Here is a 24620-nt window from a genome sequence, read left to right as displayed (position 1 = left end):
GTCGTGTGCGGGGTACTCAAGAGGTTGCCGTCGCACGCGGGGTGCCGTTGATGAGTGGCGTGACGTCGTGGCCGGACGCGGGCGGTGCGACAGCGGCCGCCGCGTTGTTCTCGCGGGCCAGGAAGGTGCCGAGTTCGCCGATCGTGCTCATCAGCGGGGCCGGGAACACGACGGTGCTGTTCTTGTCGACGCCGAGCTCGACGAGGGTTTGCAGGTTGCGCAGCTGCAACGCGAGCGGGTGGGCCATCATGATGTCCGCGGCCGATCCCAGCGCGTCGGCGGCCAGGGCCTCACCTTCGGCGGCGATGATCTTCGCGCGTTTCTCCCGTTCGGCTTCGGCCTGCCGGGCCATGGCTCGTTTCATGCTGTCGGGCAGCTGGATGTCCTTGAGCTCGACCAGGGTGACCTGTACGCCCCAGTCCTCGGTGGCGACGTCCAGGATCGTCTTGATGTCTATGTTGATCCGGTCAGTCTCGGACAGCGTCTCGTCGAGGGTGTGCTGGCCGACGACCTTGCGCAGGGTGGTCTGGGCGATCTGGTTGATCGCCGCGCCGACGTTCTCGATCGCGACGACCGACTTCTCGGCGTCGACGATCCGGTAGTAGGCGACGGCCGATACGTCGACGCTGACGTTGTCGCGGGTGATGATGCCCTGCGACTGGATCGGCATGGTGACGATCCGCAGGCTCACCCGGTTCAGCACGTCCACGAACGGGATGATCACCGTGAGGCCAGCCTTGCGGACGGCGATGACCTTGCCGAGCCGGAACAGGACTCCCTGCTCGTACTGCTTGACGACCTTCACCGCGAGGGCGGCCAAGGCGAGGAGCAGGAGGATGACGAGGGCTAACCACAGGTACCACACGGTGGAGATCCTGACTTCGGCCGCAGCCGGATATTTGTGCCCGAGAACAGTCCGCGTGAGAAACGCACCTGATCGCTGCGGGGGCGAAGAAACGCCGGGACACCTGCAGCGGCCAAATACCAGTCCACCAGGGTCCAGGGCGACACTCTGAGCCTACGCCTGTTCCCCCCCCCGGCAGGCAGCGGACGCCGGTCGGCCGAGCAGTCCCGGCGTGATGCGCGTACGGTCGAAGTGTCGCCCGAGCCCCCGGTGGCTGTATGAGCCCGCCGCCGTCGTCGACATCTCCTCGATCGTGGATTCTGCCGCTGTTGACGTGGTCTCGAACGGCTCGAAGTCCCACAGGAGCACGGCTGCCGCCCTGAGTCGGTGGTGCCGCTATCCGATCGATCCGTGGACGCGCTCGACGCGCCGCGGAACCTGCGCCATGAACACTCCGAAGGAATGTGAGTGCGATGGTCAACATCGCCAACGATCACGAATCCTCACCGATCATGACCACTGAACAGCCAGAACGCGGTGCCAGAAACTATTCCGGCACCGCCACCGTCCCGCAGAGCGCACCATCGGCTACCGGGACACGCACCGCCGTGACGCGGTATCTGCTGGCCGGCATCCGGGTCGCGCTGGGCTGGGTGTTCCTGTGGGCGTTCCTCGACAAGCTGTTCGGCCTCGGCCGCAGCACCCCCGCCGCGAACGCATGGCTCGACGGCGGCAGCCCCACCGCCGGATTCCTCGGCAAAGCCGCCACCGGCCCCTTCGCCGGCATCTACCACGCGATGGCCGGCAACGCCGTCGTCGACGCGCTGTTCATGATCGCCCTGCTCGGCATCGGCACCGCGCTGATCCTCGGCATTGGCATGCGCATCGCCGCAGCCGCGGGCGCCCTGTTGATGATCTTGATGTGGACGGCGGTGCTCCCGCCGGAAACCAACCCGTTCATGGACGACCACCTCATCTACGCCGCCGTCCTCATCCTGCTCGCGCTACTCGGCGCCGGCACCACCTGGGGACTCGGCCGCCGATGGGCGGCAACCTCACTCGTGCGCCGCAACACCTGGCTCACGTGACCACCCCGCGTGCGCTTCCGGGATCCCCGGAGGCGCACGACGCCACGTGTGCCAGCCCGCCGCGATGATTCGCAGCGATCCACCGGCGTAAGGAGGCCGTCATGAAAGCCCTCGTCACGTACGAATCGATATTCGGCAACACCGCGGTGATCGCCCGCGCCATCGCCGACGGCTTGCGGGCTGACTTCGACGTCACCGTCGCCGACGTACGCACCATGCCCGTAATCGGCGACATCGATCTGCTCGTGGTCGGCGCTCCGACCCATGCGTTCAGCCCGAGCCGACCCCGGACCCGCGCCCATGCGACCCGCAAGGAAGCGACCGAGGCCCGCACTGCGGGGGTCGGAGTTCACGCCTATCTCAACTACGCGCCCTGGCTGCCGGGGGTGCACGCGGCGGCGTTCGACACCTCTATGAAAATGCCATCGCTTCCCGGGTCCGCCGCCCGCATGGCCGACCGGCGGCTACGTGTGCTCGGCTGCCACATGGCCGGCGCTCCCGAGTCCTTTCATGTGGCGGCCATGAGCGGTCCACTCGTCGACGGCGAGCCGGAGCGGGCGTACCGATGGGCGCGCACGCTCGCCGAGGCCGTGCTCACCGCCCGCCGACCGACGCTGCTGGGGCTGGCCACCGTCGGTAGCCCTGGCGGGCCGTCACCGCACGAGGCCGCCAGGGCATAAGGCCGCTGGAACCAGGCCCATCGCGCCCGCCCTTTTCGAGCGGGGATCCTCACGTCAGGAGTTCGGCATGGTCGATCAGGAATCAGTACAGGATCATCGCATCGTCGTCGGCGTCGACAACTCTGCCGGCTCAGTGGAAGCGCTGCGCTGGGCGCTGGCGTACGCCCGGCTGACCGGCGGGTCCGTCGAGGCTGTCGCCGCCTGGCAGGTGCCGCCCATGTACGTCTACGCCGCCGGATGGCGGCCTACCGGCATCGACGATGCCGGCATCATCAGGTACGCCGAGAAATCCCTGGCCGAGACGGTGGCCCAGGTGCAGGGCGAGTTCGGCAACCCAGTGGTCGTCACTACCCGCGTCCTGGGAGGCCCGGCAGCGCAGGTCCTGCTGGATGCCGGCAAGGGAGCGGAACTGATGGTCCTCGGCAGCCGCGGCCACGGCGCCTTCGCCGGCATGCTGCTCGGCTCGGTCAGTCAGCACTGCGTCCAGCACGCCACCTGCCCCACCGTCGTCATTCCCGTACCAGACCGATACCCGAATGGCGCATCAGAGCACGCCAGCGTTGTCGGCAACGGCAGGTGAAGAGGCCTCAACCATGACCGCATCAACGACCGTGCCGGGGCGCACCATTAACCCGGACCTGGCCGATATAGAGGTGAACGCCCGGGAACCGGTCGCCGTGCTGCTGCGTGACCTGCGCACCTCGCCACAGGGGCTGGCCGGCCGCGAAGCCGCCCGGCGCACCGTCGTGCATGGACCCAACGAACTGGTCCGGCGCACCGGCCGGCGCTGGCCCGGCGAGTTGCTGTCGCAGTTCACCCAGCCCCTTGCCATCCTGCTGGCGGTCGCCGCCGGACTCGCCTGGGCCGGAGGCACCCCGGCACTCGCCGTTGCCGTGGTGGCGGTGATCCTGCTCAACGCGGGCTTCGCGTTCGTCCAGGAGATGCAGGCCGAACACGCCGTCGACGCCCTCGCCGCATTCCTGCCCGCCACTGTCCGGGTGATCCGCGACGGCGCCCGCACCGAGATTCCCGCTCGGGAGCTGGTGCCCGGCGACGTTCTGATCATCGCCGAAGGCGACCGGGTCAGCGCCGACGCCCGCATCATCGACGGCGCGATCACTGTCGACCTGTCCGCGTTGACCGGCGAGTCAGTTCCTGCCGACCGCAGTGCCGAGTCCACCGAAATCGCCGGCTCACTGCTCGACGCCCACGACCTGGTCTTCAGCGGCACCACCTGCACCGGCGGCGAAGCCACCACCGTCGTGACCCGCACCGGCATGCACACCGAACTCGGCCGCATCGCCGCGCTGTCGCAACGAGGTTCCGCGCAGCCCAGCCCGCTGGAGACCCAGGTACGACGGGCGACGTGGATCATCGCCGTCGTGGCGGTCGCCGTCGGGGTGGCGTTCCTGCCCATCGGCGTCGGGGCCGGTCTCGGCTGGAGCGCCGCGATCAGCTTCTCCATCGGCCTGATCGTCGCAAACGTCGGTCCTCACCGACGACAACTTCGCCACCATCGTCACCGCCGTCAGCGCCGGCCGGCGGGTCTTCGCCAACGTCCGCAAGTTCGTGCTCTACATCTTCGCCCACGCCGTACCCGAGGTCGTGCCGTTCCTGGTCTTCGCGCTGTCCGGCGGCGCGGTCCCGCTGCCGCTGACGGTATTGCAGATCCTCGCGATCGACCTCGGCACCGAAACCCTGCCCGCCCTGGCACTGGGACGCGAACCCGCCGAACCTGGCCTGATGGACCGCCCACCCCGGCCACGCCACACCGGGGTCATCGACCACAGACTGCTGCTGCGCGCCTGGCTGCTGCTCGGCGGAGTGTCCGCGCTGCTGGTTATGGGCGGCTACCTCTACACCCTCACCCGTGCCGGCTGGCATCTCGGCGACCCGACCGGCCCCGGCACCGCCCTGCACCAGGCCTACCTGCAAGCCACCACGATCACGTTCGCCGGGATCGTGGCCTGCCAGATCGGCACCGCGTTCGCTGCCCGCACCGACCGGGCGTCGCTGTTCACCGTCGGACTGTTCAGCAACCCCCTGCTGCTCTGGGGCATCCTCTTCGAACTGGTCTTCACCGCCGCCGTCATCTACACACCGTGGCTGCAGGACATCTTCGGCACCGCGGCACTCAGCGCCTCCCAACTCGCGATCATCGCCCCGTTCCCGTTCATCGTCTGGGGTGTCGACGAAGCGGCACGCTGGGTCGCCCGGCGCCGATCCGTGCCGGTCGCACAGAATCGAGAAACCCCGTGACAGCGATCCGTGTTCAGTTCACCCGGTGGCTGTACCAGCACGGCCGCCCCAACCGGCTGGCCCGCATCCTGAACCAGATATCCGCCCTCCAATTCAGCAACGGGAAGCTGGCGCCGCACAACTGGGTGACGCTGGAGGTTCCCGGACGCCGTAGCGGCAAGCGCGTGACGTTCCCCCTCGTCATCGCCGACCATGAGGGGGAGCGGTATCTCGTCTCCATGCTGGGGGCCACCTCGAACTGGGTGGCCAACGTGCGAGCCGCCGGCGGGCATGCCGTCATCCATCACGGGAAACCTGAGAACGTCCTGCTCACGGATGTCGACCCCGGCGTGCGCGCCCCGATTCTGCGCCGCTATCTCGCTCTCGCTCCCGGAGCCCGGCCGCACATGGACATCGACCCGCAGGCGTCACTGCCCGACTTCGACCGCGTGGCCGCGCAGTATCCGGTCTTCCACGTCACGCACGATCCTTCGCCGCCGACGCGCCATCCGGCGGTGGTCCGAACGGGAAGCCGCCTGCTCGGCGCGGGACTGATCCTTCTCGGTACGGCAGTGGCGACCGTGGCGGTACTGGGACCACTGGTCTCGGGCGTCCTGCGCTACCGGACCTCTCCCACGAGCCTGAACCAGATCATCGGCGGCGATGCGGCCGCGCTCGCCGTCGTCGCCCCGGCCACGATCGCCGTCGGCGTCCTGGCACTGCGCGGGCACCGGGCCGCGCCCGTGCTCGCCCTGGCCCCGTCGATTTTCGTGGTCTACACCTACACCCAGCTGATCCTCGGCAACGAGTTCCTCCGCTGGCCCGGCAACATAGAACGATTCTTCCCACTGATGCTCGCGGTATTCGTCCTCGCCGCAGCGCTCGCGATCCGGGCCTGGCAAAGCACCCCGACGCAAGGACTGCCGGCGACCTCCGCCCGCGCCGACCGCACGGCCGGGACCGTGCTGCTGGCCATCGCCGCGTTCGTCGTCATAGGCCTGCACCTGCCGAACTTCGTCGACGCGATGCGCGACCAGCCGACCAGCATGCAGTACCTGTCCAGCCCAACCGCGTTCTGGCTGGTCAAGTTCATGGACCTGGGCATCATCGTCCCGGCAGCGATCGCCGTCGGCATCGGCGCGCTGCGACACCAGCAGTGGGCCCGCAAACCGATGTACACACTGGTCGGCGCCTACACCCTGATCGGCGCCTCGGTGACCGGGATGGCGATCACCATGACCGCCCGCAACGACCCGGACGCCTCCGCCACCGTCGTCGCCGGGTCGGCGCTGATGACGGCGCTGCTGGCAGCGGTCACCTGCTACCTCTACCGGCCACTGTTCCGGCGACGCCCGACAGGCCTCGGCACACCAGATCAGGACACCCTCCCGCCCGCCAACCTGGAGAGAGGCACCGCATGACGTACCTGACGGGCTCTGCGAACCCTCCCGACGCCGGCCTTCGAGCCGAGCCCGCGGTTGCCGACCACGTCAGCATCGTGCCGATACGCCACGGCCGGCGAACCGTCGGCGCGTACGTGATGACACCAGAAGGGATGCGCTTCCAGCCGGCCACCGACGTCACCCGCATCGTGGTGACCGCTCTGACCGCGGCGGCGCTCACCGTGACTACGATCGCCATCGCGGTAGCAGTGCGACGGCCTCCCGCGATCCGGTCGGTCACGATGGGCCCCGGCGGCTGGGTCAGCCTCAGAGGAACGACCATGCCGCCGACGCGCAGCGGCACCACAACCTCCCGGCCGTGGTGGTCTCGGGCACTGGGGGCACGCCGACTCGTCGTCGAGCGCCGATGACGTCGCCGCCGGCACCTATGGAGAACACACCGGATGTCGCGGCAGGCACGGCACCGCGGCCTGCCGACGTGACGCTCTACTGGCTGCCGCTCGGCGCCGGCGGCCACTGCATCCGCCTCAACGGGCGCATCTTCGAACACCTCCAAGCACGTCACGAGCATCGACCGGTCCGCGACCTCTACCACTCCGTACTTCAGGTACGCCTGGATGCGCAACGTTTCGTCATCGAGATGACCCCGGTACTCGGTGGCGGCACTGCCGACCGCGGCGTCGTACGCGAAGGCCCCGTCGGTTCGCGGCTGCTCCGACGTTCCCCGCTGTTCCGGTACGAGATCCGGTGCTGGCGCGACGGCACCATCTCCGACGTGGCCGAGGTGGTAGCCGGCCCGCGTACCGTCAGCTCGGACGCCGTCCGGGCACGCGAGGTGTTACGCCTGGCACCGCTGGCCCCTGCACTGGTCTGGGGCCGCGACGAAGCCCGTGCCGGCGAGATGTGGAACTCCAACTCACTGACCGCCTGGCTCCTGGCCGGCAGCGGCCACCAGATGGAAACCATCGGCCCACCGGTCCACGGCCGTGCTCCGGGATGGGATGCCGGCTTGACCGTGGCCGCCCGGCGACGCGGTCAGCTCGCATCGCAGGACGCGGCCGTGGAATTTCCCGGTCTACGGAGATCGTGAGGGGCGTCCGTGCTGCATTTTCGACCGGCAACCGGCGGACTGTCGCCCTGATCGCTGCGTTTTGCCCAACCAGCACAGCTGCGCAACGCAGCCGAGGAGGGACTTTCACGTGTATGTACGACGGGTATAGGCGTGAGATATCGGCTTTGTCCAAGCTGCGATGGGCGTGGGCAGCCCTGGGGTCATGTGGGAATGACGCCGCCCAGGGCGAAAGAAGTCATTGATGTGCCACTACTGCGGATGCCGCGAAACGCCGCTGATCCGGGACTACATCGCGGAACACGAGCGGGCGATCAACTTGGGGGGCGACGCGGTCCGCGCGATCGACGACGGCGAGCTGCGCCAGGCCGCTGAACTGCTCGGCGCCATGGCCGTGGAGTCAGGCGTGATGAAAGCAGGGGAGCGAAGGGCCTTCAATCTAGCCTCCTAGGATACTTTAGGGGTTGTGGCACTCCTTTCGGAGCGGTGTTCGTCTGAGCTGCCATAACGGCGATGACACCACCGGCTGCCTACGAGGCATCTCCGGAGAACTCAAGACAACTAGTCACTAATGCCCGATGTCAGGTGTTCTGTACTCAGGAGTCGAACCACTGCCGGACCTCGCACGCATACCTCGACCGGGCGAACCGTGAATGGGGGGCTATGACAACGCGTCACCTCGCCACGCAGCGACACTGCGCGACGGGCGGCACCGGTCGGCTCAGCAGCCGGGGCGTGTGGCCGATGGTCTCCCGGGAGGTCGAAGACGTTGATCAGGATCAGGGCCGGGCGCTGGTTTGCGCTCACCGCGACGCTGGCGGCTAGGTTCTGTCCCGCGGATCATGCCCATCGGGGACTGCGCGCAGCCAGTCGAGTAGTTCGACCAGGTCGAGGGTGGCGCGATAGTTGACGCCGAGTTTGTCGAACCGGGTTGCTAGACCGCGTTCGACGTCCGCGTTGGCGACCATCTCCGTGAACGTGCCGCGTTCCGGCCAGAGGATCCGGATCTTGCCGGTTACATCGTGTTCGACTTCGGTGCGTTCGACTGGACAGAGGAGGACGAGCCGGTGTTCTCGCATCCTCGGGATCCGTTCTCCCGGGTGACGCTCGCCGCTCGGCTGTCGGCCACGATTCGGCCCCCGAGCCGAGCCCGAACCCACTTGCCCGTCGGCTCATGCCGCAGCACACCGAGCAGCCGCATCATCTCGTCACCGATCCGCACACTCATATTGCCGAGTCTCGCCGCTGCGCACGCGCCCGGAAGCCTTCCATCAGATTCTCGACTTCCGCGGCCTCGCCGAGCACCCGGCCAGAAAAGCGTTGGTCATTCTCGCCCGCATGGACCACCATGCGCTCGTGATCGCCTACCTGGACACCGAACGCCTGACCTTGCGTCATTTCACCCTTGACGACGCGGACCTACTGACCGAACTGGACAGCGACCCGGCGGTCATGCGCTATCTGACCGGCGGCGAGCCGACCGCACCGGAGTATTACCGCGAGCGCGGCCTGCCGAGAATCCTCTCCGGCTACGAGCGGTGGAACGGCAACTTCGGGCTGTTCGCGGCGCACGACAAGGCCAGCGGCGCCTTCGTCGGATGGTTCCACCTGCGCCCCGAGGTGGACGGCCCGCTGGACGAGGTCGAACTCGGCTACCGGCTGCGCCAGGCAGAGTGGGGCAAGGGGTACGCCACCGAGGGCTCAAGGGCACTGCTGGCCAAGGGGTTCACCGAGCTTGACGTGAACCTGGTCTGGGCCGCGACGATGGCGCTGAACGACGGCTCCCGCAAGGTGATGGAGAAGGCCGGTATGACGCTGGCGGGAACCCTCGACACCCCGCCCGACATGCAGATGGTCGAGGGCTCCGAACGTGGCGGCGTCCGATACGAGATCACCAAGGAGCAGTGGGAGCAGCGTTGACTCCGTGAACACCAGGCATGACCCGACAGTCGAGTACCCGGCCGTCCATGGTGCCGATCGGTTCGCCCCTATCCGGGCCAGGGAAAGCGGAACTACTCGATGGCCGTTCACCCGCAACTGCTGGCGCACCTGCACAGTTCCGTTGTGGCCCGCAGGATGACCAGTTCCCCCGAGTTGAACGCGACGTAGACGAAATCGCCGTCCACGTCGAGTGCGGTGGCCTGGTGGTCTGCTGTGAAGACCCATTGCGGCTCGCCCGTCGGATACGCTCGTCCAGCTCTGGTTTGAGCACGAGCTTGATCGAACGCGTCGCGCTGGTGGCGTGGTCGAGGCCGCCGCCGACCGTGACGACACTCCACAGACTGGCCCCGCCCTGTGCGAGGGTATCCACAGCGTCCATAGAGGCGCTTCCTACCGCAGCGGATGCCGGGAACGGCAGCAGTCGTTAGGCCACTCAGTACCAGATCTGGAGCCGGAGGGCGGAGGGTGAGCGCTCGGCGTCGGCGGACACTCGCAGGCGCGCGGCTCCGGCGTTGTCGGTGATCACCTTCATGGCGATCCACTCGTCCGGGTCGTGGAGGGTGAACTCGCCGTACTCGGAGGAGATGGTGCCGTCGAACAGGACGGCGCCGTCGAGGGTCAGGTCGTCGGACTCGTCCTCGAAGACCTCGACAGACACCGGGCCGTCCACGTAGGTGCGGACCTTCAGGTAGATCGAGTCGGGTCGGGCGTGCACCGGGACCTTGCCGTCGAAGCCGTCGTGGGTGTCCGCGGACCGCACGTCTCGGAAGATCAGCAGGCCGTGCTGGGCGAAAACGCGGAAGGATCCGACGAAGCCGGAGTACTCAGCTGCCACAGTCAATACCCTACAATCCGGGCGCGTGGCCCGCCTGCCAGGCAGACGGGCCACGCGCTGTTCGTCGCGTAGTTAATCGAGGTTGATCAGATTCAGGTGCCTGGCGTCCAGGAGTGGCCGGATCGGCGGGAAGTCGTAGTTCCCCTGGGAGAGCTGACTCATCATCCCGCCCTGTTGCGCCCGGCATCCGTCGCAGTGCGGGTACCCGGTTCCCCGGTAGGGCCCGCTGACGGCGGAGATCGGCGGCTGGTGGTCGAAGATCCATTCGCCGTTGGCGGTGCCCGGTAGGCGAGCGCCGCACGTGTGGCATCCGTGTGCGATGCCGTTGATCTGGTTGTCCCAGTACTCCGGGTGGGTGCGGCCGACCCGTCGGCGGGTGGTGGCGACGCCCTCGCGGGCGAAGGGGCCGGGGCCCAGCGTCTGCTTGCAGAGTTCCAGCTCGTCGACGTTGTGCACGAGCACCGGACTGCTGTCGGCCAGCACGTAGTAGGTGTGCAGGTCGTTCACTGTCAGGTCATACGTGCGGTGCTTCTCACCGTACCCTCGAAGGCTCTTGATCTTGATTTTCTCGCCCTCGTCGGTGCGGAGTTGCTCGCCGGCCTTGAGCTCGCCGGCCTCGACCCACGCCTTCCTGGTCACCGACCAGAACGGGTGTGTCGCGGTGGTGGTGAGCTCGCCGCCGCCGACGACCGTGACATCGACGAACTCCTTGTCGGTGTCGGTGCGGATGGTGCGTTCGACCTGGCGTGCGCCGGTCTCGCCGGTCACTGGATCGGTCGCCGTGACGGTGTCGCCCGGCTTGAGGTCGGCGATCGTCTCGGACGAGCCGTCGGCGAGCAGCACCCGGGTCTCACCGGTGAAGCTGTGCTTGGGCAGCATGGAGTCCTTGCAGCCCTTCGGGCCGGACTTGGCGTCGCCCGCGCCCTTCCTCGTCTTCGCCTTCAGCTTTGCGGCCTGTGCCTTGGCCCGGGCCTGTGCCTGGGCGGCTGCCTTCTTGGCGGCTGCCTCGGCCGCGGCTTTCGCCTTGGCCGCCTTCTCCGCCGCTGCCTTGGCCGCTGCTGCCGCTGCCGCCTTGGCCGCCTCGGCCGCCTTCTCGGCTCCGGCCAGGATCGCCTTCGCCCACTTGATCTCCTGGAAGAAGGTGATGACGGCCTTGCCGGCCTTGTAGATCGCCTCGGCGATCTTCTTGGCCTTGAAGATCTTGCCCCACGGCAGAGCGCCGACGATCATCATGGCGCAGCCGCCGAGGTCACCCTTGAGACAGTTCAGCAGGTCGGTGATCCCCAGGAACTCCATCAGGACCTGGCCGCCGGCCTCGAGGATGACGTCGAGGGTGCTCTTCGACTGCAGCTGGTTGGCCTTGGCGATGTCCTCCGGCGACGGCCCGGTCTCGACCGTGGTGCCCTCGTCCGCGCTGGTGGTGGCGCCGGTGGTTCCGGCGTCGGTGACCAGACCGGTCGGGTCGGAGAACGCGAGCGGATTGTTGGAGGCGTACGTGTACGCCGAGGTCGCTTCCTGAGTCACCGGCATCGGGTCGCGGGTGGCGAACCGGCCGGTGCCCGGGTCGTAGTTGCGGGCACGCAGGAAGTAGTTGCCCTCACCGGTGCTGGAGTCCTGGTAGGCGCCGTGGAACCGCATCGGGTTCTCCGGGCTCGCACCCTCCGGGATCTCCTGCCCGGCCAGCGACTCGCCCACCCGCGGATTGCCGAACGGGTCGTAGTCGTAGCCGGCCTCGACCGCCCCGGTCGGCGACAGCATGTTCGCGATGCCGCCGAGCCAGTCGTGGGTGTACGAGTGAACGGCTCCACCCTGATCGATGAGTCCGAGCGGCTCGTCGTCCGGGCCGTAGGTGAACGCGCGCTTCTCCACGACCGCGCCGCCCTGCTCGACGGTGTCGATCCCGATCTGCGGCAGCGTGCCCGCCATGTCCCAGGAGAAGCGCTGCGCCGACGTGTCGGTGGTGGCGGCCAGCCGCATCCCGTCGGCGCCGTACGCGTACGCGGTCTTGACGCCGCTGACCTCGGCCGTGGCGATGCTGTTGTCTAGGTTGTAGGTGAGTTTGTCGCCGCCCGCCTTCACCTGGTTGCCACGCTCGTCGTAGTCGTACGTCGTGGTGCGCAGGTTCGCGCGCCCGACGAGGTGCTCGGACTGCAACTGGTCGGCGGAGTCGTACTTGTAGGTGGTCACGTCCTCGCCGGCGGTGCCGGTCCGCTTCTGCGACGTGCGGTTGCCGACCAGGTCGTACGTGTAGTCGATCCGGCCGACCGGTTTCACGTCCTTGCCGGAGCAGCTCGCCACGGCGTAGCAGGCCGAGGTGACCCGGTCGTTCTCGTCGTAGGCGTACGCCACCGACTCGGCCACGCCGCCGCGCGTGGTGATCACGCGGGTCGGGTTGCCGACCGGGTCGAGGCTGATGTCGTACCGCGACACCGGGTCCTGCACACCGGGCACCGGGTCACCGACGCGCTCGGTGCCGATCGCGGTGAGCCGGCCCGCCTGGTCGTAGGAGCGGTTCTCCACGAGTCCGACGCCCGAGGGCAGCGTGGTGCTGGTGCGCTGCCCGGCGACGTCGTATCCGAACGACCAGCTCGTGTCGCCCGTGGTCAGCCCGGTCACCTGGCTGTCCGCGTCGTAGCCGTACCCGGCGACGGTGCCGTCCGGGTACTGCCGGGACGTGACGTTGCCCCGCACGTCGTAGCCGTACGTGTACGTCTCGTCCGAGCGGCCCGCCTCCTTGCGGGTCACGCTCGTGATCTGGTCCTCGTCGTCGTACGCCACATCGCGCACACCGAGCGGGTCACCGTAGGAGGTGGTCCGGTCCTCGGCGTCGTAACCCCAGCGGTAGACGGTGCCGCTGGTGCCGAGCGTGCGGGAGATGCGGCGGCCGACGATGTCGTACTCGTCGACCGTGGTCCGCTTGGCCTTCTCCTTGTCGCTGATCAGCCACGGGAATTCCAGGGTGTTCAGCGACAGCAGGCCGACGACGTTGCTCTCCGCGTCGTAGGTGACGTTCGTCGAGCGGCCCAGCGGGTCGAGGCTGCGGACCGGGCGACCCGCCTCGTCGTACTCGATGCGGCTGCGGTTGCCCCGCGGGTCGATCACCGACTGGACCACGCCGTCCTTGCCGTAGTCGTAGACCGTGGCGGAGCCGAACACCGAGTCCGGCTCGGTGATGCTCCGGGTCTGGTCGTCGGCGGTGTACGTGTACCGCGTCGTGTTGCTGTTCGCGTCGGTCGTCGCGATGAGGCGGTTCGCGTCGTCGTACTTGTACTTGGTCACGTGGTCGAGCGCGTCGATCACCTTGACCTGGTTACCGGCGGCGTCGTATTCGTAGTGGGTGGTGAACTGCTCCTTGTCGGCGCCCTCGACGTTGCCGCGCGGCTCGGTCGTGGCGATCAGGAGGCCGTCGCCGTCGTACTCGAAGGTGGTGACACCGCCGACCGGCGAGGTCACCTTGATCTTGTTGCCGGCGGCGTCGTACTCGGTCTTGGTCTGGCTGCCGCCGGAGTCGGTGATCGAGGTCTGCTGCCCGCTCTTGTCGTAGCCCAGCGACGTCTTGCGGCCCAGCGAGTCGGTCGTCGACGTCACCTCGCCGGCGTTCGACCGCTCGAAGGTCGACGTCTTGCCGAGCCCGTTCGTCGTCGAGGTGGTCCGGTCCAGGTCGTCGACAGCGATGTCCTTCACCACGACCTTGCCACCCGGGTACGGGCGGCGGATCTGGATCGGGTTGTCGTCACGGTCGTAGACGTACGTGGTGGTGTAGTCGGCCTTCGTCGCTCCGGGCACGTTGCCGCGCGGCGAGGTGACCGTCTCGACCAGGCCCTTCGGGTTGTACGTCCAGCTGGTCACCAGGTCCGGCTCGTCCTTCATGTCGACGGCCGAGGTGAGTCGCCGCCCGGCCGGCGTGTAGGTCAGCCGGGTCGTGGTCAGCTCGCTGGTGACCGTCTTGAGCAGACCGGTCAGGAAGTACGCGTGCGTGGTGGTCACGCCCGCTGCGGTCACCGTCTTCACCAGGCGGCCGGTCGCGTCGTACACCGACACCGACGGGGTGAGGCGTTCCGGCTTCAGGGTCGCGATCACGCGGTCCTGGTCGTCGTAGGTGAACTTGGTCGCGTTGTTCCTCGGGTCGAACGACACGGCGACACGGCCGGACTTGTCGTACACCGAGGACGAACGCCTGCCTTCCGGGGTGGTCACCGACTCGACCAGACCGGAGTTGCGCTCGCCGGCCGGGATCGTCTGGTACGTGGTGACCTTGCCCCGCTGGTCGGTCTCGCTGATCGGCAGGCCGCGGGAGTCGTACGCGTACGTGACGACGTGGCCTTCCGGGTCGGTGCTCTTGACCAGCTCGTCGAACTCGTTGTACTCGTCGATCCACTTCTGGCCGTTGGCGTCGACGTGGCTGGTCGGGTTGTTGCGGGCGTCGTACGAGACCTTCTCGCTGAACCGGCGCTGCGGGGCGAACCGCTCGATCGGGTTGCCGGCGGCGTCGTACGTGGTCTCGTGCTGGTTGGCGTTGCCGTTGACGACCAGGCTGCGGTTGAGCGTGCCGTCGTAGCGGTGGTGGTTGGTATCGCCGTTGCCGCGCTGCGTGTAGAGCAGCACGTTGCCCTTGTAGCCGTCCCAGACGACCACATCGTCGGCGTCGGTCGTCTTGGACTCCTGCTTGGTGGCGTCCCAGCCGAACGTGGTGGCCGCGCCGAGCGCGTCGAGCTGCCGGGTGACCCGGCCGTTCTCCGCGTACTCGTTGACGACGGTGGAGACATGGAACGGGTCGATCACCCGGTTGAGCCGGGCGGCGGTGTCGTACTTGTACTGCCAGATCTCGCCGCGCGCGTCCCGGACCTTCGTCAGCAGCCCGTCGGTGTAGGAGTACTGGACCTTGCGGCCGTCCTCCAGGCCGATCGACTGGATCAGGCCGGCCTCCAGCTTGACCTGCGCCTTGTGCCCGGATGCGTCGGTGACCGTGATGCTGTCGACGCCGTGGGTGAACCGCAGGCCCTGCTGCCTCGGGTTGAGGATCGACGTGAGCAGGCCCTGCGCGTCGAACGCGTACACGATGTTGTTGCGGGTGACCAGCTCCCAGCCGTCACCCGCGCGGCGCAGCGTGGAGCGCACGCCCGGCGGGCGGGTGAAACCGTCGCCGTTCGCGGCGAACAGGGTGTCGGAGCCGTCCTCGGCGCGTACCACCACGCCGCCTTCGGCCGCTGTCACCTTCAGGTCGTACGCCCACGCCCATCCCGGGCCGAACGCCGACGGGCCGGTGTTGAGCGACGAGTACGTCCGGGTGGAGGCGAAGCCGACCGCGAACGAGGCGAGCGCCAGGTCCTGCTCGGCGCGGGTGAACGCGCCGGTTCCGGTGCTCACGCCGTTGGCGCGGATGGCCTGGCTCGCGTCGGTCATCCCGAGTGCCACGCTGCAGCCGCAGCCGGCCGCCTGACGGTCCGGCACGGCCGGAGGGTCGACGGTGGCTCGCGGCGCGGCCTGGTCGGAGGCCGCCGACGGGACCTCACCGTCCGGGTAGATGCCGGTGAGCGTGACGAAGTACTGCTTCTGCGGGTCGAGCTGCCAGCCCTCGGCCGCGCCGAGCGACTTGCAGTACTTGCGCGGCTGCTCGCACTTGCTGTCCTCGAGCACGTCCTTGCCGAGCGTGATCGACTCCTGCTTGGTGTTCGACTCGACGTCGAACAGGTCGACCCGCCAGGTCTCGAAGCCCTCGTCGGCGGTGTTGAAATAGACGACGAGCGACGTGTCCCCGACGACGAATCCGGGACGCAGCAGCAGATCACGGAAGGCTTCACCGGGAGCCAGCTGCTGCGCCGCGCGCAACTGTGCCCCGGCCTTCTCCGGCTCTCCGCCGGCTTCAACCAGAGGGGGTACGACGGGAGGGCGCGAGCTCTCATCGACGGTGGCCGTCGAAGCGGCGTTGGGTGGCAGGCCGCGCTGTTGCGGATCGGTACCCTCGGTGACCTGGGGAACCGCTCCGGGTTCCGCTCGTGCGGGGATGGAGACGGGTGGCGCCAGGGTGAAGACGAGTAGGCTCGCGCAGAACGCCGCCATGTGGCGGGCGCGCGGGAAACGGTGGCTGGACATCGATCTACATACCTCCCCCGTAGGAGTTCGACCCGCCGAGGGAATCATGTTCGTCGATGGATATGCGTTCAGAAAAAGATAGACATCAGTCTATTGCCATCGTGGTCGCCTCCCGGGTATGTGCTTCACAGTGTCTTCACAGCCTGTGGCGTTCGATGTCTCCGCAGCGGCTTGTTCCCGGCCTCCCGACGGGGGAGGACCCATGATCAGATTCCGGTGGCCTGCGATGGCAGGTGTCTTCGTGCTGGGGCTCAGCGATGTGGGTGTCGCGGAGGTCTCTTGCTGCGCTGGTTCGGTTTTCTGGTTCTCGACGTGCTTGGCCTCCGTAGTGGGCGCATCGTGCGACGTGAGCATGTCTGGGGTCTCTGGCTCGGCGAAGAGTTAACGGAGCAGTCGAGCGCAACACTGCAGAGCGACGTGCTCCCGCCGGCCGTGTCGCCTGATGGGGGTGCCAGGCGGCCGCACGCCATTGGCGGCTTCGGGCCGGTAAACCACGAAATCAGCTGGACAGGCGTTAGAAGCGAGGGCTACCCGCGAAAGCTACAGCCGTTGTAAGGCGATGCCGTGGTGCGATCGCAGGATCGTCAGCACGGCATCAGCCCTTCAGTCGTGTTCTTCCTCTGGTGGGGGACTGTAGACACGGCCGCCGCTCCTATCCCGGTTCAGGCCGACCGGGTAGGTGTCGATCCCGGCCTGGGCCTGCCCCGTCGTGCCGGTGGGTGACGTCCCGCTGCGCCGGTCGCGACTGTCAGGTCAGTTGTGCGGCAAGCTCCGCGACCGCGGTCGCGTCGTACGTTTGGAGCAGTGAACGTACCCCGGAGCATGCCTTCTGGTGGGCAGCGGAAGTCAGTCCGAGGCCGTTGATTGCCCGTCCCCAGTCCAGTTCGCTGCCGGTGGATCGGGCCAGTAGGACAAGGCCGTGTTCGCCCTTGACGCGGCTTAACAGGCGCCGCTGCGACGCGGGCCAGCGAACGAGAATCTCGGAGAGAATGATGAGATGCCGGGCTCGCTGGACCGACCCGGCGCCGGTCATTGGTGCGAGCAGCTCGACTAGGTGCACATAGAACTGCCACGTGGTCAGCAACCGTTTGGCCTCGCGGACGGACAGATTCGGCTGGGCCGTCAGTCGTTCCACCAGCAGCGCTCGGACCTCGCGGTCAAGTTCCAGGGTGCGGACGACGGCCGGCATGATCGTCTCGGTGGCCGAGGTACCGCCCTCGGCCGGTTGCCCGGAGGCGGGCTCCGCTACGGAAACGACGAGGCCGACGTCTACGGACGAGGGGGTAGAAACCGCTGAGTCGTCGTCGGCTGAGCTCCGTGTCTGGGCGAGAATCGTCCGAGCCTGATCGTACTCACCTTTCGTGGTCAGCAGCCCGGCCAGGATCTCCGGCACCAGGTCGTCCGGGATGCCCGGTACCGGAATCTGCAACTGGATCAGCTTGCGAAGATAACTCCACCCCACAGTGGGGTCCGCGTCGGTGCGAATCTGTTTCTGGTTGGCCAGCGCGCTGTAAGTGTCATCGAGGTGCGCGACCACCGCAGCGGCGTCCAGGCCGATCACGAACCGCGTCGTCGGGAAGTGCCGGGTCAGGAACATGTTGATCGCCTCGAACACGTCCGCGGTGGTCTTGGCGCCACAGCGGTCGAGATCGTCGATGAAGACGATCAGCTCATGGTCGATGTCGCCAAGGACGTGGAACACATCATGCTGCAGCAGGTACAGGTAGCCGGCATGCGCCCGGTAGTAAGGGTCTCGCATCGCAGGGTCCGCCTTGGCGGTGGTCGCTGGGCTGAGCGCCGTGCTGAGCACCGGCTTGTGGAACAGCTCGGTAGGCAACATGGTGGCGACCGGACGAAACCATCGGACAGCGGTGTGCAGCAGCGCGCCCGCCAACAGCAGGGTCGGTACCAGGAGAGCGACGTTGACCCCGGCGAACACCCAATCGCCGAGCGTGTAGTCGGTGTCTGTGGCCCGAGCCAATTGGGACACGATCGGGACTATCAGGGCGAAGACGCCGACTTTGAAGAGGGGGGACACCACTCGGCGACGCAGCGACTGCCGTAGCTGTTGCGCGTCGAGCCGTTTGGAGTTGCGCTGGAACCAATAACGTTCCCTGGCGTGGTCGTGCCAGCCGATGGTCATCTCCGCCGATTCGAGCAACGTAGCGGCGAGACCAGCCCATACCTGTTCACCGGTCTGGTAGGTCCACGGCTCGAATCGGGCGGTCAGCGGGGTGTCGCCGCCTGGCATCCGCCGCATGCTCTTCTCCCAGACCTGGCGCCATCTCGGCCAACTGCTCAGTGCCAAGTCAGCACGCCACGCCCGCAACCGGGACGGCGCCTGCGGAGATTCTGACTGTCCGGCATCGCGCTGCTTCCCGAGCTTTTGCTCGATCAGATCCATGAGCGTCGTCTTGCCGGTGCCCCAGGCGCCTTCTAGCGCCACGACGGTCGGACCGCGTCGCTCGGGGTCGGAGTCAGCGGGGCCGCCCTCGCACAACATCGCCGTGACGACCTCGACGACCTTGTCCCGCCGAAGGGCATCCCGCTGGGCGGGCCGATCGCGGAACCCCCATATGCCAATGCCTGCGATATCGGCCGCATCGTCGAGTGCGGTCGGCTGGTCGACCGAATCTGATGTGCCGGCCGATGTCAACACGGTCGGATTGAACGCTTGCGCGCTGGCGCTTGCGACCGAAGCGGTCGCTGTCACCGTTGCAGGTGCGGGTACGTCACCTCCTGACGAGCCGCCCCTCAGCGTGGCGACGATTCGTGCGACGACCGAGGCGAACTCCGCTTCGTCTGTGGGTTCGGCAAGATCGAGCCCCAGATACGGCATGAGCGCCGGCGGTAGCTTGGCACCTCCTACCCGTACCGGGATGATGAGTGACGGTGCCGAGGATGCCTTCTGTGCCATCGAGATTTCCCGGAGCACCCAGGAGTCCGGAGCGAACTCGGCACTGACAATAACGACCAGGGATTTCGACTGGCGAACACCTTCGGCCAGCTCCTCGTCGAGGTTGGTCCCCTCTTCGACGAGGCGTTCGGCGAAATATACGTTCAGCCCGGCCCGCGACAGCTGAGAATCCATCCGGGATGCCAGCGGGATGTCCCGGTTGGCGTAGGAGAGAAAAACGTCGAAGGTAATCGGATCTTTTTGATCCTGGACGGCAGAAACATTCAGGATCTCCAGATGAGGCGGTCGTCCCGTAGCGCCGGTGACCAGGTCGAGGAAAGCCTGATTGTGGGCGAATGCGGCGACTGGGACAGCCGCGAGCCGCTCGCCCTCAGGAGTTATTTGCGCCCGCGAGGTGACCCCGATCAAATAATCCCCGGACCATACCGGACCTCCGAAAAATCCCTGCCAAGGCGATTCGCCGGCTTGGGCGGAATCATCGGACGGCTGGATGGCGATGGTCAGCAGGCCCGGCTGAGAGCCGGTTAGGGGGATGGCGGTGCCAATCATCCGTCGCAGGGCTCGCTGTGGTGAGGAGATTCCCGCCACTTCGCATTCGACGGCCATCGTGCCTTCGGATAGGATTCCCCACCGGACCGGGGTATCCCCGAGTCGTGGCAGAGGTGAATCCAGCTGAATCAGGGCGGCATTCATCTGGCCGGCGGCGATCCAGGCAATCCGGCCGCTGAGCGATTCGGTGGCCGCCGAGAGCACTTCGACCGGGTGTCCCACCTCATCCCCGGCATTTGGGACTGTCAAGATCAACCCGCCACCGAGGTGGTAACCGGAGTGAGATGAGCGGGAATCATCCGCGTAGACAACCTCGACGAGATTCTGGGCATCTCCCACGTGAATTCCCTCCCAGGGCTTGAATCACCGGCCGATGTACTAGTCCTGATTAACCATTTTGAAGAACCGAAGTCGGTCACCGAGCCGAGGGATCGGCGTCATCTGGTAGGTGCATTTGCGGCTTTTGCTGCATTGTGCAGGAAGGTCGACTATAGTTCATGAATGGTATAGCGATATCTGAGCATCTACCCCACTGGGTCCGGTAATCGGTGTTGCGCGGGCAGAGAGCGGACCGGATGCGGTGACCTGCCGGAGAAGAAGCCATGCCCGACGATCAGAATTAGCCTGAGGTATGGGTTCCGGTGACGCCCTGCGTGGCCGCATACTCGTCTGATTCGACGGTTGCGCCCATCCGTGCGAGTAGTTGGATCTGCTCGCGGATGAGCCACCAGCCCAGCGCGTTGCTGTCTGGATCATCGAACCAGCGGACCAGCATCAGGCCCGCCTCGACGTCGCCGCCGTCGACGAGGGCTCGCACCCGATCGGCGCGGGCGCGATACGAGCGAGAACGGCGCACATTTGTTCATCGATCGGTCCGTGCGTCTGATAGTAGATCTCCCACCGATGATTGGCGGGGACCACCCGTGGCAACGTCCGACGGCTTCCCATGACTGCGGTTAGGTTCGAGTCCGACATGGTCCGTAATCTGTTCGGCTGTGATGGCTTTACTGGCGAGCCAGAAGTAGCAGTACTGCCGAGCCTTCCACAGCGCCTTCTATACATGGGGCTTCAAGGATGTACTCAATTCGGCCCGACCAGCCGAGCCGCGTGCCGACCGCCACCGTGCCTGTCGAGCGGTTCACGGTTGAAAGAGCGCACCTGACCGCGTTGATCCGCATTCCCGGCGCTCCCGATGTTGCAGCTACGGCGGCCCAAGCGTCATCCGGCGACGGCCTGCGAACGAGATCGCGGCGGAGACATAGAGCCGATCAGCGCAGTAGTTGCTCGCCGTACTTCATCAAGGCGTCTTGGATGTTGACGGGCTACTTATCGATCGGATCGTCCAGAAGGCAGCCATCAGATGGGGGCGCAGTCGGGGACTCACCGTGGCAGTCGCGAGAGCGCGCAGCGCCTCGGACACCAACCCGGGATTGGAGGGCTCCGCTGGTGACTCCAGGATGTCGAGAAACGGCTGCATTACCCGTTCGTCACTGCGGGTGAACAGCCCATGTACGGCCTCGAGTCGGGTATCGACGATACGTATCCGGAAGACGTCGTCGACGTGCTTGAGCATACGTACGGGCAAGATGAGCAGCACGTATTTGGCTGCGGGAGCGGCGGAGCCGAGGAAGGCGCGCATGAGGGTTCGATTCACTCCAGGGTCCGTTCTGCTGGTACCGGCCGGCGCACATCGCGCTCTCGCCGTCATGACCGCGAGAGAACCTTTCATAGCGTTCTACGGATGCGAGCGTGACCCGGAGCAGGCCGAGCTACCCATCCTGTGTTCCGGCCGGCCGCTGTTCGTCATCGGCGTCGACCGCGCCGCCTACTCCACCGGACGTTGGGGGACCGTGCTGTTGCGACTTCCGGAACAGAACCTGCCTGCCATCCCGACGGTATTCCACCAAGACATCTTCAACGGCACATGCTCGATCATCGAGCCAGGCGTATCCACACGCCTGTCCGTGCCGCGCGAAGAGTGCATCGGTCTGGAACGCCAGGCCAGTTGGCCGAAGGAACACGTCGAATCGCGGCTGACAGACCATTACGAAGGCCGACCGAACGTCTGGGTCGAAGCCATGCGAGTAAAGCTCTCGATACCATCCACGCCACGCCTTGACAGCGGTTGAGCGCACGGCACGCGGAAGTGCTTCCGATTTGTTGATCTGATTCCATCGCGGCAACCGAGGATCTCTGGTCGCAATGGCAAAAGTTTACGCGTCGATCTCGTACCGGTACCAACGGCGGCGGTCTCCATCCACCTGTAACCAAAGCATTTCGTCGCGGCCGACCTTGCCACGTGCCCAGCCTGATGGTTGCCGGCCGTCCGGCAACACCAGGTGCTCGCGGTCATACTCGATGATGATCGCCCCGTCTCGGCGGCCTCGACGAATATCCCACCGGAATCCGTCACCGTCTTTGTACTGGTCAAGGAAAGCAAACTCCGTGCTCGTGACGGCGAGCCCATTGCATCGGGTGATGGTGTTATCGATGACGGCCCGGACACCATTCGAATCGAGCTCAACCACGGCGAAGTCGGGATACGGACAAGCATGGATCTGCTCACAGCCGATATTCAGTGCGTAGCAGTCGCACCAAGGCACGTCCGGGGTATCGGATGACACCATCCACGGTTCGCCGCCATTGTGGTCCCACCGTGCCAAGCCGATCATGAAGCCGTACGAGCGGGTGCCGTCCGGGTTGCGAGACCAGTAGCTCGACTCATCGAAGTAGCTAGTCCAAATGTGACCGCGAGCATCAGTCATGAGTTTTTCAACGCCGTCGCCTGCGTAGAAGGCCGCTTGTGTCTGACCGCGGCTATCGACCACCCGCACGTTCGTAGTGAGGGTCAGCTCCTCTTCCGGCACCGGTTCACCGTAACGTTCGTAGGAGACCCCGGGCGAGGCACAGCGGGCAGCAGACAACACGACGCCGTCGCCGAGAGAGTCGATGCCGTTGAACCAGAGGTCGAGACCCTTCAGCGGGATCTCACGAACCTCGGCCCCATGACATATGAGAGCCGTTGCGTCGTAACGCGGTGGTGGGCGCAGCTTAGTGAAGTACGGGACAGCAACGAATTCCTGCGCTGGATTGGCGACCAGAGAGACGAGCCGACCGCCATGATCGATAGTCGAGGCCATGACCTCGAGATGAGAGTAATGATCCGGAAGCGCCGCGTGGAGCGCGAGCCGGCGGTTAGCGGCCATTGGCCTTTCTGATCGTCATGGCCTGATGATCGCATAGGCGCGACCGCGCATTAACCCGGCCCGCACCATTGGTGGCTGGTTCTCCACTCGTTCGTGAACGCCAGGGATATCACGGTCGCCGAGCCGATGCCCTTCTACTCGGCACGAGCGTGAACCGGTCGGTGCTGATGGCCGTCACGATCCGTGACGCGACTTGCGGCAGTTCAGTGTGTTTGTCACCGGTTCGCTGTCAGGTTGGAGTGATGAGCGCATGTCGAGTTCGCTGACGGTAGCCCTGTTTATGGCGGTAACAGCAGCTGTCACCATCGCGGGATGCACGAACGGCCCGGCCCCGGGATCGAAGCCGTCCACGTCGCCTCAGAATGAGAACCGACCGTCCCAGATGCCCTCAGCTGCTACCAGCACCACACCGCTGGCGCGGCTGAACCCGCCTCCCGCCGTCCTCGGTGAGCTGTCTCGAAGAGTGCTCACGCAGAAGGACGGACACCCTGCCGGCGAGACCACCGTGCGCCGCACTGCACGTGCCGGACAGCAGTACGGGGTGCAGGCTGCCTGCACATCGGCGACCTCGGGTAGGACGCTGACAGTCGAGGTACGCAGCGGCAGGGCCGGCGCTTCTGATGATCCGATTGCCACCGCTGAGATCCCCTGCGACGGAACGGTGACGGTGAACGTCGTGGGCACGCTGCCCGGCGAGCAGATCGTTGTCTACTTGCAAGGGGACCAGTCCGACGTCCCTTCGGCCTACGCCATCATCGCGCCGACGTCATCATTGCCGGCTGGGAAGTAGGCGCCCGCAGGGCACAAGATGGCAGCAAAGTTGGGCGGCTCGATTTGATCAATGTCGGTGAGGTCGAGCGCCACTCTCGCGCGAGCCGGCCGCCTGTCCGGGGTGATCTGTCGGGTTCGGCTGAGGTCTCGAGGCGTTGGCGGGTGAGTACGAGCATGTCGATCAGCCATCCAGGTCCGCCGGTGATGTGCCTTTGCTTGCAGCAGGTCGTCGACCTCGTGGTGGACAGCGGGTCCAGCGGCGGCGAAGAAGTCTTCGCAGACAAGGTCAGCGCCCTGCGCTGTGCTCTACACCTGAGATGATCTTCCGGTGCAGCCGTTGCCTCAATCCGATGACCTGACCTCGCTAGTCCTTCGCACGAACTTCGATGACGATCGTCGCTGGGAAGCTTTCATGGAGAATCTGAGCAGGATCGGTGACTACCGGATGGCCACCTTCGTCAGCGACACCGTTTATGCCGGCGCGACGGTCCAACAACTCGTTGACGCAGACGCCACCGCCGACATCGACTACAAGGTGTTCTACCTGTTTGTCGTCGACACGAAGACTCTGGCTGATGACGAGCACCCGCTTCTCGCAGTTGATCTGGACACCGAACCAGGCCGCAGCTTCCGCGTTCCGGTGCAGTTCTACGCCGACGTCTCGGCGAACCTTTCGATCGCCAACATGGATTTCGCCGACTTCGCTGACGCTGTGGACGCGACCGGAACCTACCGAGGCTTCGACTAACACACGGGCCTCGCCGAGGCTCTCGCGCCGTCGGGGACCAGGCTCATCTGAATGTGAAATGACGGTGGCGCCGAAACTCACCGACACGAGTTCGCGGCGAAAGTTAGTGGCGCTCAAGAACGGATAGATCTGGCGCTGACACTGGGTTCTGTCCCTTCTTGCGTGATTGATCTTGTCAAAATATTCCGATCACATCGGCGCGCGCTCGGCAGATTTTGGCGAGACTTGGTCATCTGTG

At 66.3% G+C, this 24620-nt stretch carries 22 protein-coding genes and 1 pseudogene; 12 read left to right on the top strand and 11 right to left on the bottom strand.

Going from position 1 to position 24620, the window contains the following annotated elements:
* Nucleotides 1-16 precede the first annotated feature (16 nt).
* Nucleotides 17-865: a slipin family protein gene (locus B0I29_RS33520; RefSeq protein WP_111653151.1), complete on the bottom strand. Its 849-nt coding sequence runs from the start codon at nt 863-865 to the stop codon at nt 17-19.
* Nucleotides 866-1356: 491 nt separating this feature from the next.
* On the opposite strand from B0I29_RS33520, the gene B0I29_RS33510 reads away from it, so the two are divergent.
* From B0I29_RS33510 to B0I29_RS46405, 4 genes and pseudogenes are all read left to right on the top strand, one after another.
* Nucleotides 1357-1932 carry a hypothetical protein gene (locus B0I29_RS33510; protein ID WP_220091485.1) on the top strand — a complete coding sequence of 192 codons (576 nt, stop codon included), beginning with the start codon at nt 1357-1359 and terminating at the stop codon, nt 1930-1932.
* A 101-nt stretch (nt 1933-2033) separates the two neighbouring features.
* Nucleotides 2034-2612, top strand: coding sequence for a flavodoxin family protein (locus tag B0I29_RS33505; RefSeq protein ID WP_181558092.1), 579 nt, complete (start codon nt 2034-2036; stop codon nt 2610-2612).
* A gap of 67 nt (nt 2613-2679) precedes the next feature.
* A complete protein-coding gene (locus tag B0I29_RS33500; protein ID WP_111653148.1) occupies nt 2680-3192 on the top strand; it encodes a universal stress protein in 513 nt (170 codons plus the stop codon).
* Nucleotides 3149-3865 (top strand): annotated as a pseudogene (locus tag B0I29_RS46405) (P-type ATPase actuator domain-containing protein); the annotation flags it as partial. The gene B0I29_RS33500 and the pseudogene B0I29_RS46405, both read left to right, overlap by 44 nt.
* On the opposite strand, the gene B0I29_RS47950 reads toward B0I29_RS46405, so the two are convergent.
* A complete protein-coding gene (locus B0I29_RS47950) occupies nt 3806-4168 on the bottom strand; it encodes a hypothetical protein (RefSeq protein ID WP_483887904.1) in 363 nt (120 codons plus the stop codon). The pseudogene B0I29_RS46405 and the gene B0I29_RS47950 overlap by 60 nt on opposite strands.
* Nucleotides 4169-4181: 13 nt before the next feature.
* Here B0I29_RS47950 and B0I29_RS46400 point away from each other — a divergent pair, with 13 nt between their 5' ends.
* Nucleotides 4182-4871 (top strand): cation transporting ATPase C-terminal domain-containing protein, encoded by a 690-nt coding sequence (locus B0I29_RS46400; protein ID WP_220091484.1) that lies wholly within the window; start codon nt 4182-4184, stop codon nt 4869-4871.
* 407 nt (nt 4872-5278) lie between these two features.
* Here the strand turns inward: B0I29_RS46400 and B0I29_RS47590 are convergent, their stop codons facing one another.
* Nucleotides 5279-6001, bottom strand: coding sequence for a hypothetical protein (locus B0I29_RS47590; protein WP_220091483.1), 723 nt, complete (start codon nt 5999-6001; stop codon nt 5279-5281).
* A gap of 41 nt (nt 6002-6042) precedes the next feature.
* Nucleotides 6043-6168 carry a hypothetical protein gene (locus tag B0I29_RS47585; RefSeq protein ID WP_260329855.1) on the bottom strand — a complete coding sequence of 42 codons (126 nt, stop codon included), beginning with the start codon at nt 6166-6168 and terminating at the stop codon, nt 6043-6045.
* 99 nt (nt 6169-6267) lie between these two features.
* Between B0I29_RS47585 and B0I29_RS33485 the strand changes: the two genes are divergently transcribed.
* From B0I29_RS33485 to B0I29_RS46390, 3 genes are all read left to right on the top strand, one after another.
* Complete coding sequence (locus tag B0I29_RS33485) at nt 6268-6663, top strand: hypothetical protein (RefSeq protein WP_111653147.1); 396 nt, start codon at nt 6268-6270, stop codon at nt 6661-6663.
* Nucleotides 6664-6731: 68 nt separating this feature from the next.
* Nucleotides 6732-7343: a hypothetical protein gene (locus B0I29_RS33480; RefSeq protein ID WP_181558091.1), complete on the top strand. Its 612-nt coding sequence runs from the start codon at nt 6732-6734 to the stop codon at nt 7341-7343.
* Nucleotides 7344-7566: 223 nt separating this feature from the next.
* Nucleotides 7567-7773, top strand: coding sequence for a hypothetical protein (locus B0I29_RS46390; protein WP_220091482.1), 207 nt, complete (start codon nt 7567-7569; stop codon nt 7771-7773).
* Nucleotides 7774-8143: 370 nt separating this feature from the next.
* On the opposite strand, the gene B0I29_RS46035 is transcribed toward B0I29_RS46390, so the two are convergent.
* Nucleotides 8144-8401: a hypothetical protein gene (locus B0I29_RS46035; protein ID WP_181558090.1), complete on the bottom strand. Its 258-nt coding sequence runs from the start codon at nt 8399-8401 to the stop codon at nt 8144-8146.
* Nucleotides 8402-8660: 259 nt separating this feature from the next.
* Between B0I29_RS46035 and B0I29_RS33465 the strand changes: the two genes are divergently transcribed.
* Entirely contained in the window at nt 8661-9242 is a 582-nt protein-coding gene (locus tag B0I29_RS33465; RefSeq protein ID WP_221402879.1) for a GNAT family N-acetyltransferase, read from the top strand.
* A 454-nt stretch (nt 9243-9696) separates the two neighbouring features.
* Here the strand turns inward: B0I29_RS33465 and B0I29_RS33460 are convergent, their stop codons facing one another.
* The 5 genes from B0I29_RS33460 to B0I29_RS33440 all read right to left on the bottom strand — a co-directional run bounded on the left by B0I29_RS33460 (nt 9697) and on the right by B0I29_RS33440 (nt 21296).
* A complete protein-coding gene (locus tag B0I29_RS33460; protein ID WP_111653145.1) occupies nt 9697-10098 on the bottom strand; it encodes a hypothetical protein in 402 nt (133 codons plus the stop codon).
* Between the two features lie 72 nt (nt 10099-10170).
* Nucleotides 10171-16191: a polymorphic toxin-type HINT domain-containing protein gene (locus B0I29_RS33455; RefSeq protein ID WP_245972948.1), complete on the bottom strand. Its 6021-nt coding sequence runs from the start codon at nt 16189-16191 to the stop codon at nt 10171-10173.
* A gap of 748 nt (nt 16192-16939) precedes the next feature.
* Complete coding sequence (locus tag B0I29_RS33450; protein WP_146616967.1) at nt 16940-19996, bottom strand: P-loop NTPase fold protein; 3057 nt, start codon at nt 19994-19996, stop codon at nt 16940-16942.
* A gap of 280 nt (nt 19997-20276) precedes the next feature.
* Complete coding sequence (locus B0I29_RS33445; RefSeq protein WP_146616966.1) at nt 20277-20513, bottom strand: hypothetical protein; 237 nt, start codon at nt 20511-20513, stop codon at nt 20277-20279.
* Between the two features lie 441 nt (nt 20514-20954).
* Nucleotides 20955-21296, bottom strand: coding sequence for a hypothetical protein (locus tag B0I29_RS33440; RefSeq protein ID WP_111653142.1), 342 nt, complete (start codon nt 21294-21296; stop codon nt 20955-20957).
* A gap of 67 nt (nt 21297-21363) precedes the next feature.
* On the opposite strand from B0I29_RS33440, the gene B0I29_RS33435 reads away from it, so the two are divergent.
* Nucleotides 21364-21786 carry a hypothetical protein gene (locus B0I29_RS33435; RefSeq protein ID WP_111653141.1) on the top strand — a complete coding sequence of 141 codons (423 nt, stop codon included), beginning with the start codon at nt 21364-21366 and terminating at the stop codon, nt 21784-21786.
* An 84-nt stretch (nt 21787-21870) separates the two neighbouring features.
* Here B0I29_RS33435 and B0I29_RS33430 read toward each other — a convergent pair whose 3' ends face one another.
* On the bottom strand, nt 21871-22863 hold the full coding sequence (locus B0I29_RS33430) for a hypothetical protein (RefSeq protein WP_111653140.1): 993 nt from the start codon (nt 22861-22863) through the stop codon (nt 21871-21873).
* Between the two features lie 463 nt (nt 22864-23326).
* On the opposite strand from B0I29_RS33430, the gene B0I29_RS33425 reads away from it, so the two are divergent.
* Together B0I29_RS33425 and B0I29_RS33420 are read left to right on the top strand one after the other, a co-directional pair.
* Nucleotides 23327-23653 (top strand): hypothetical protein, encoded by a 327-nt coding sequence (locus tag B0I29_RS33425; RefSeq protein WP_111653139.1) that lies wholly within the window; start codon nt 23327-23329, stop codon nt 23651-23653.
* A 309-nt stretch (nt 23654-23962) separates the two neighbouring features.
* Nucleotides 23963-24382 carry a DUF6924 domain-containing protein gene (locus B0I29_RS33420; protein WP_375790642.1) on the top strand — a complete coding sequence of 140 codons (420 nt, stop codon included), beginning with the start codon at nt 23963-23965 and terminating at the stop codon, nt 24380-24382.
* Nucleotides 24383-24620: the final 238 nt, after the last annotated feature.

The sequence above is a fragment of the Actinoplanes lutulentus genome (assembly GCF_003259845.1).
Lineage (GTDB): Bacteria > Actinomycetota > Actinomycetes > Mycobacteriales > Micromonosporaceae > Actinoplanes > Actinoplanes lutulentus.
The sequence above is the reverse complement of the archived record's forward strand: the minus strand, read 5'-3'. Positions and strand labels throughout refer to the sequence as shown.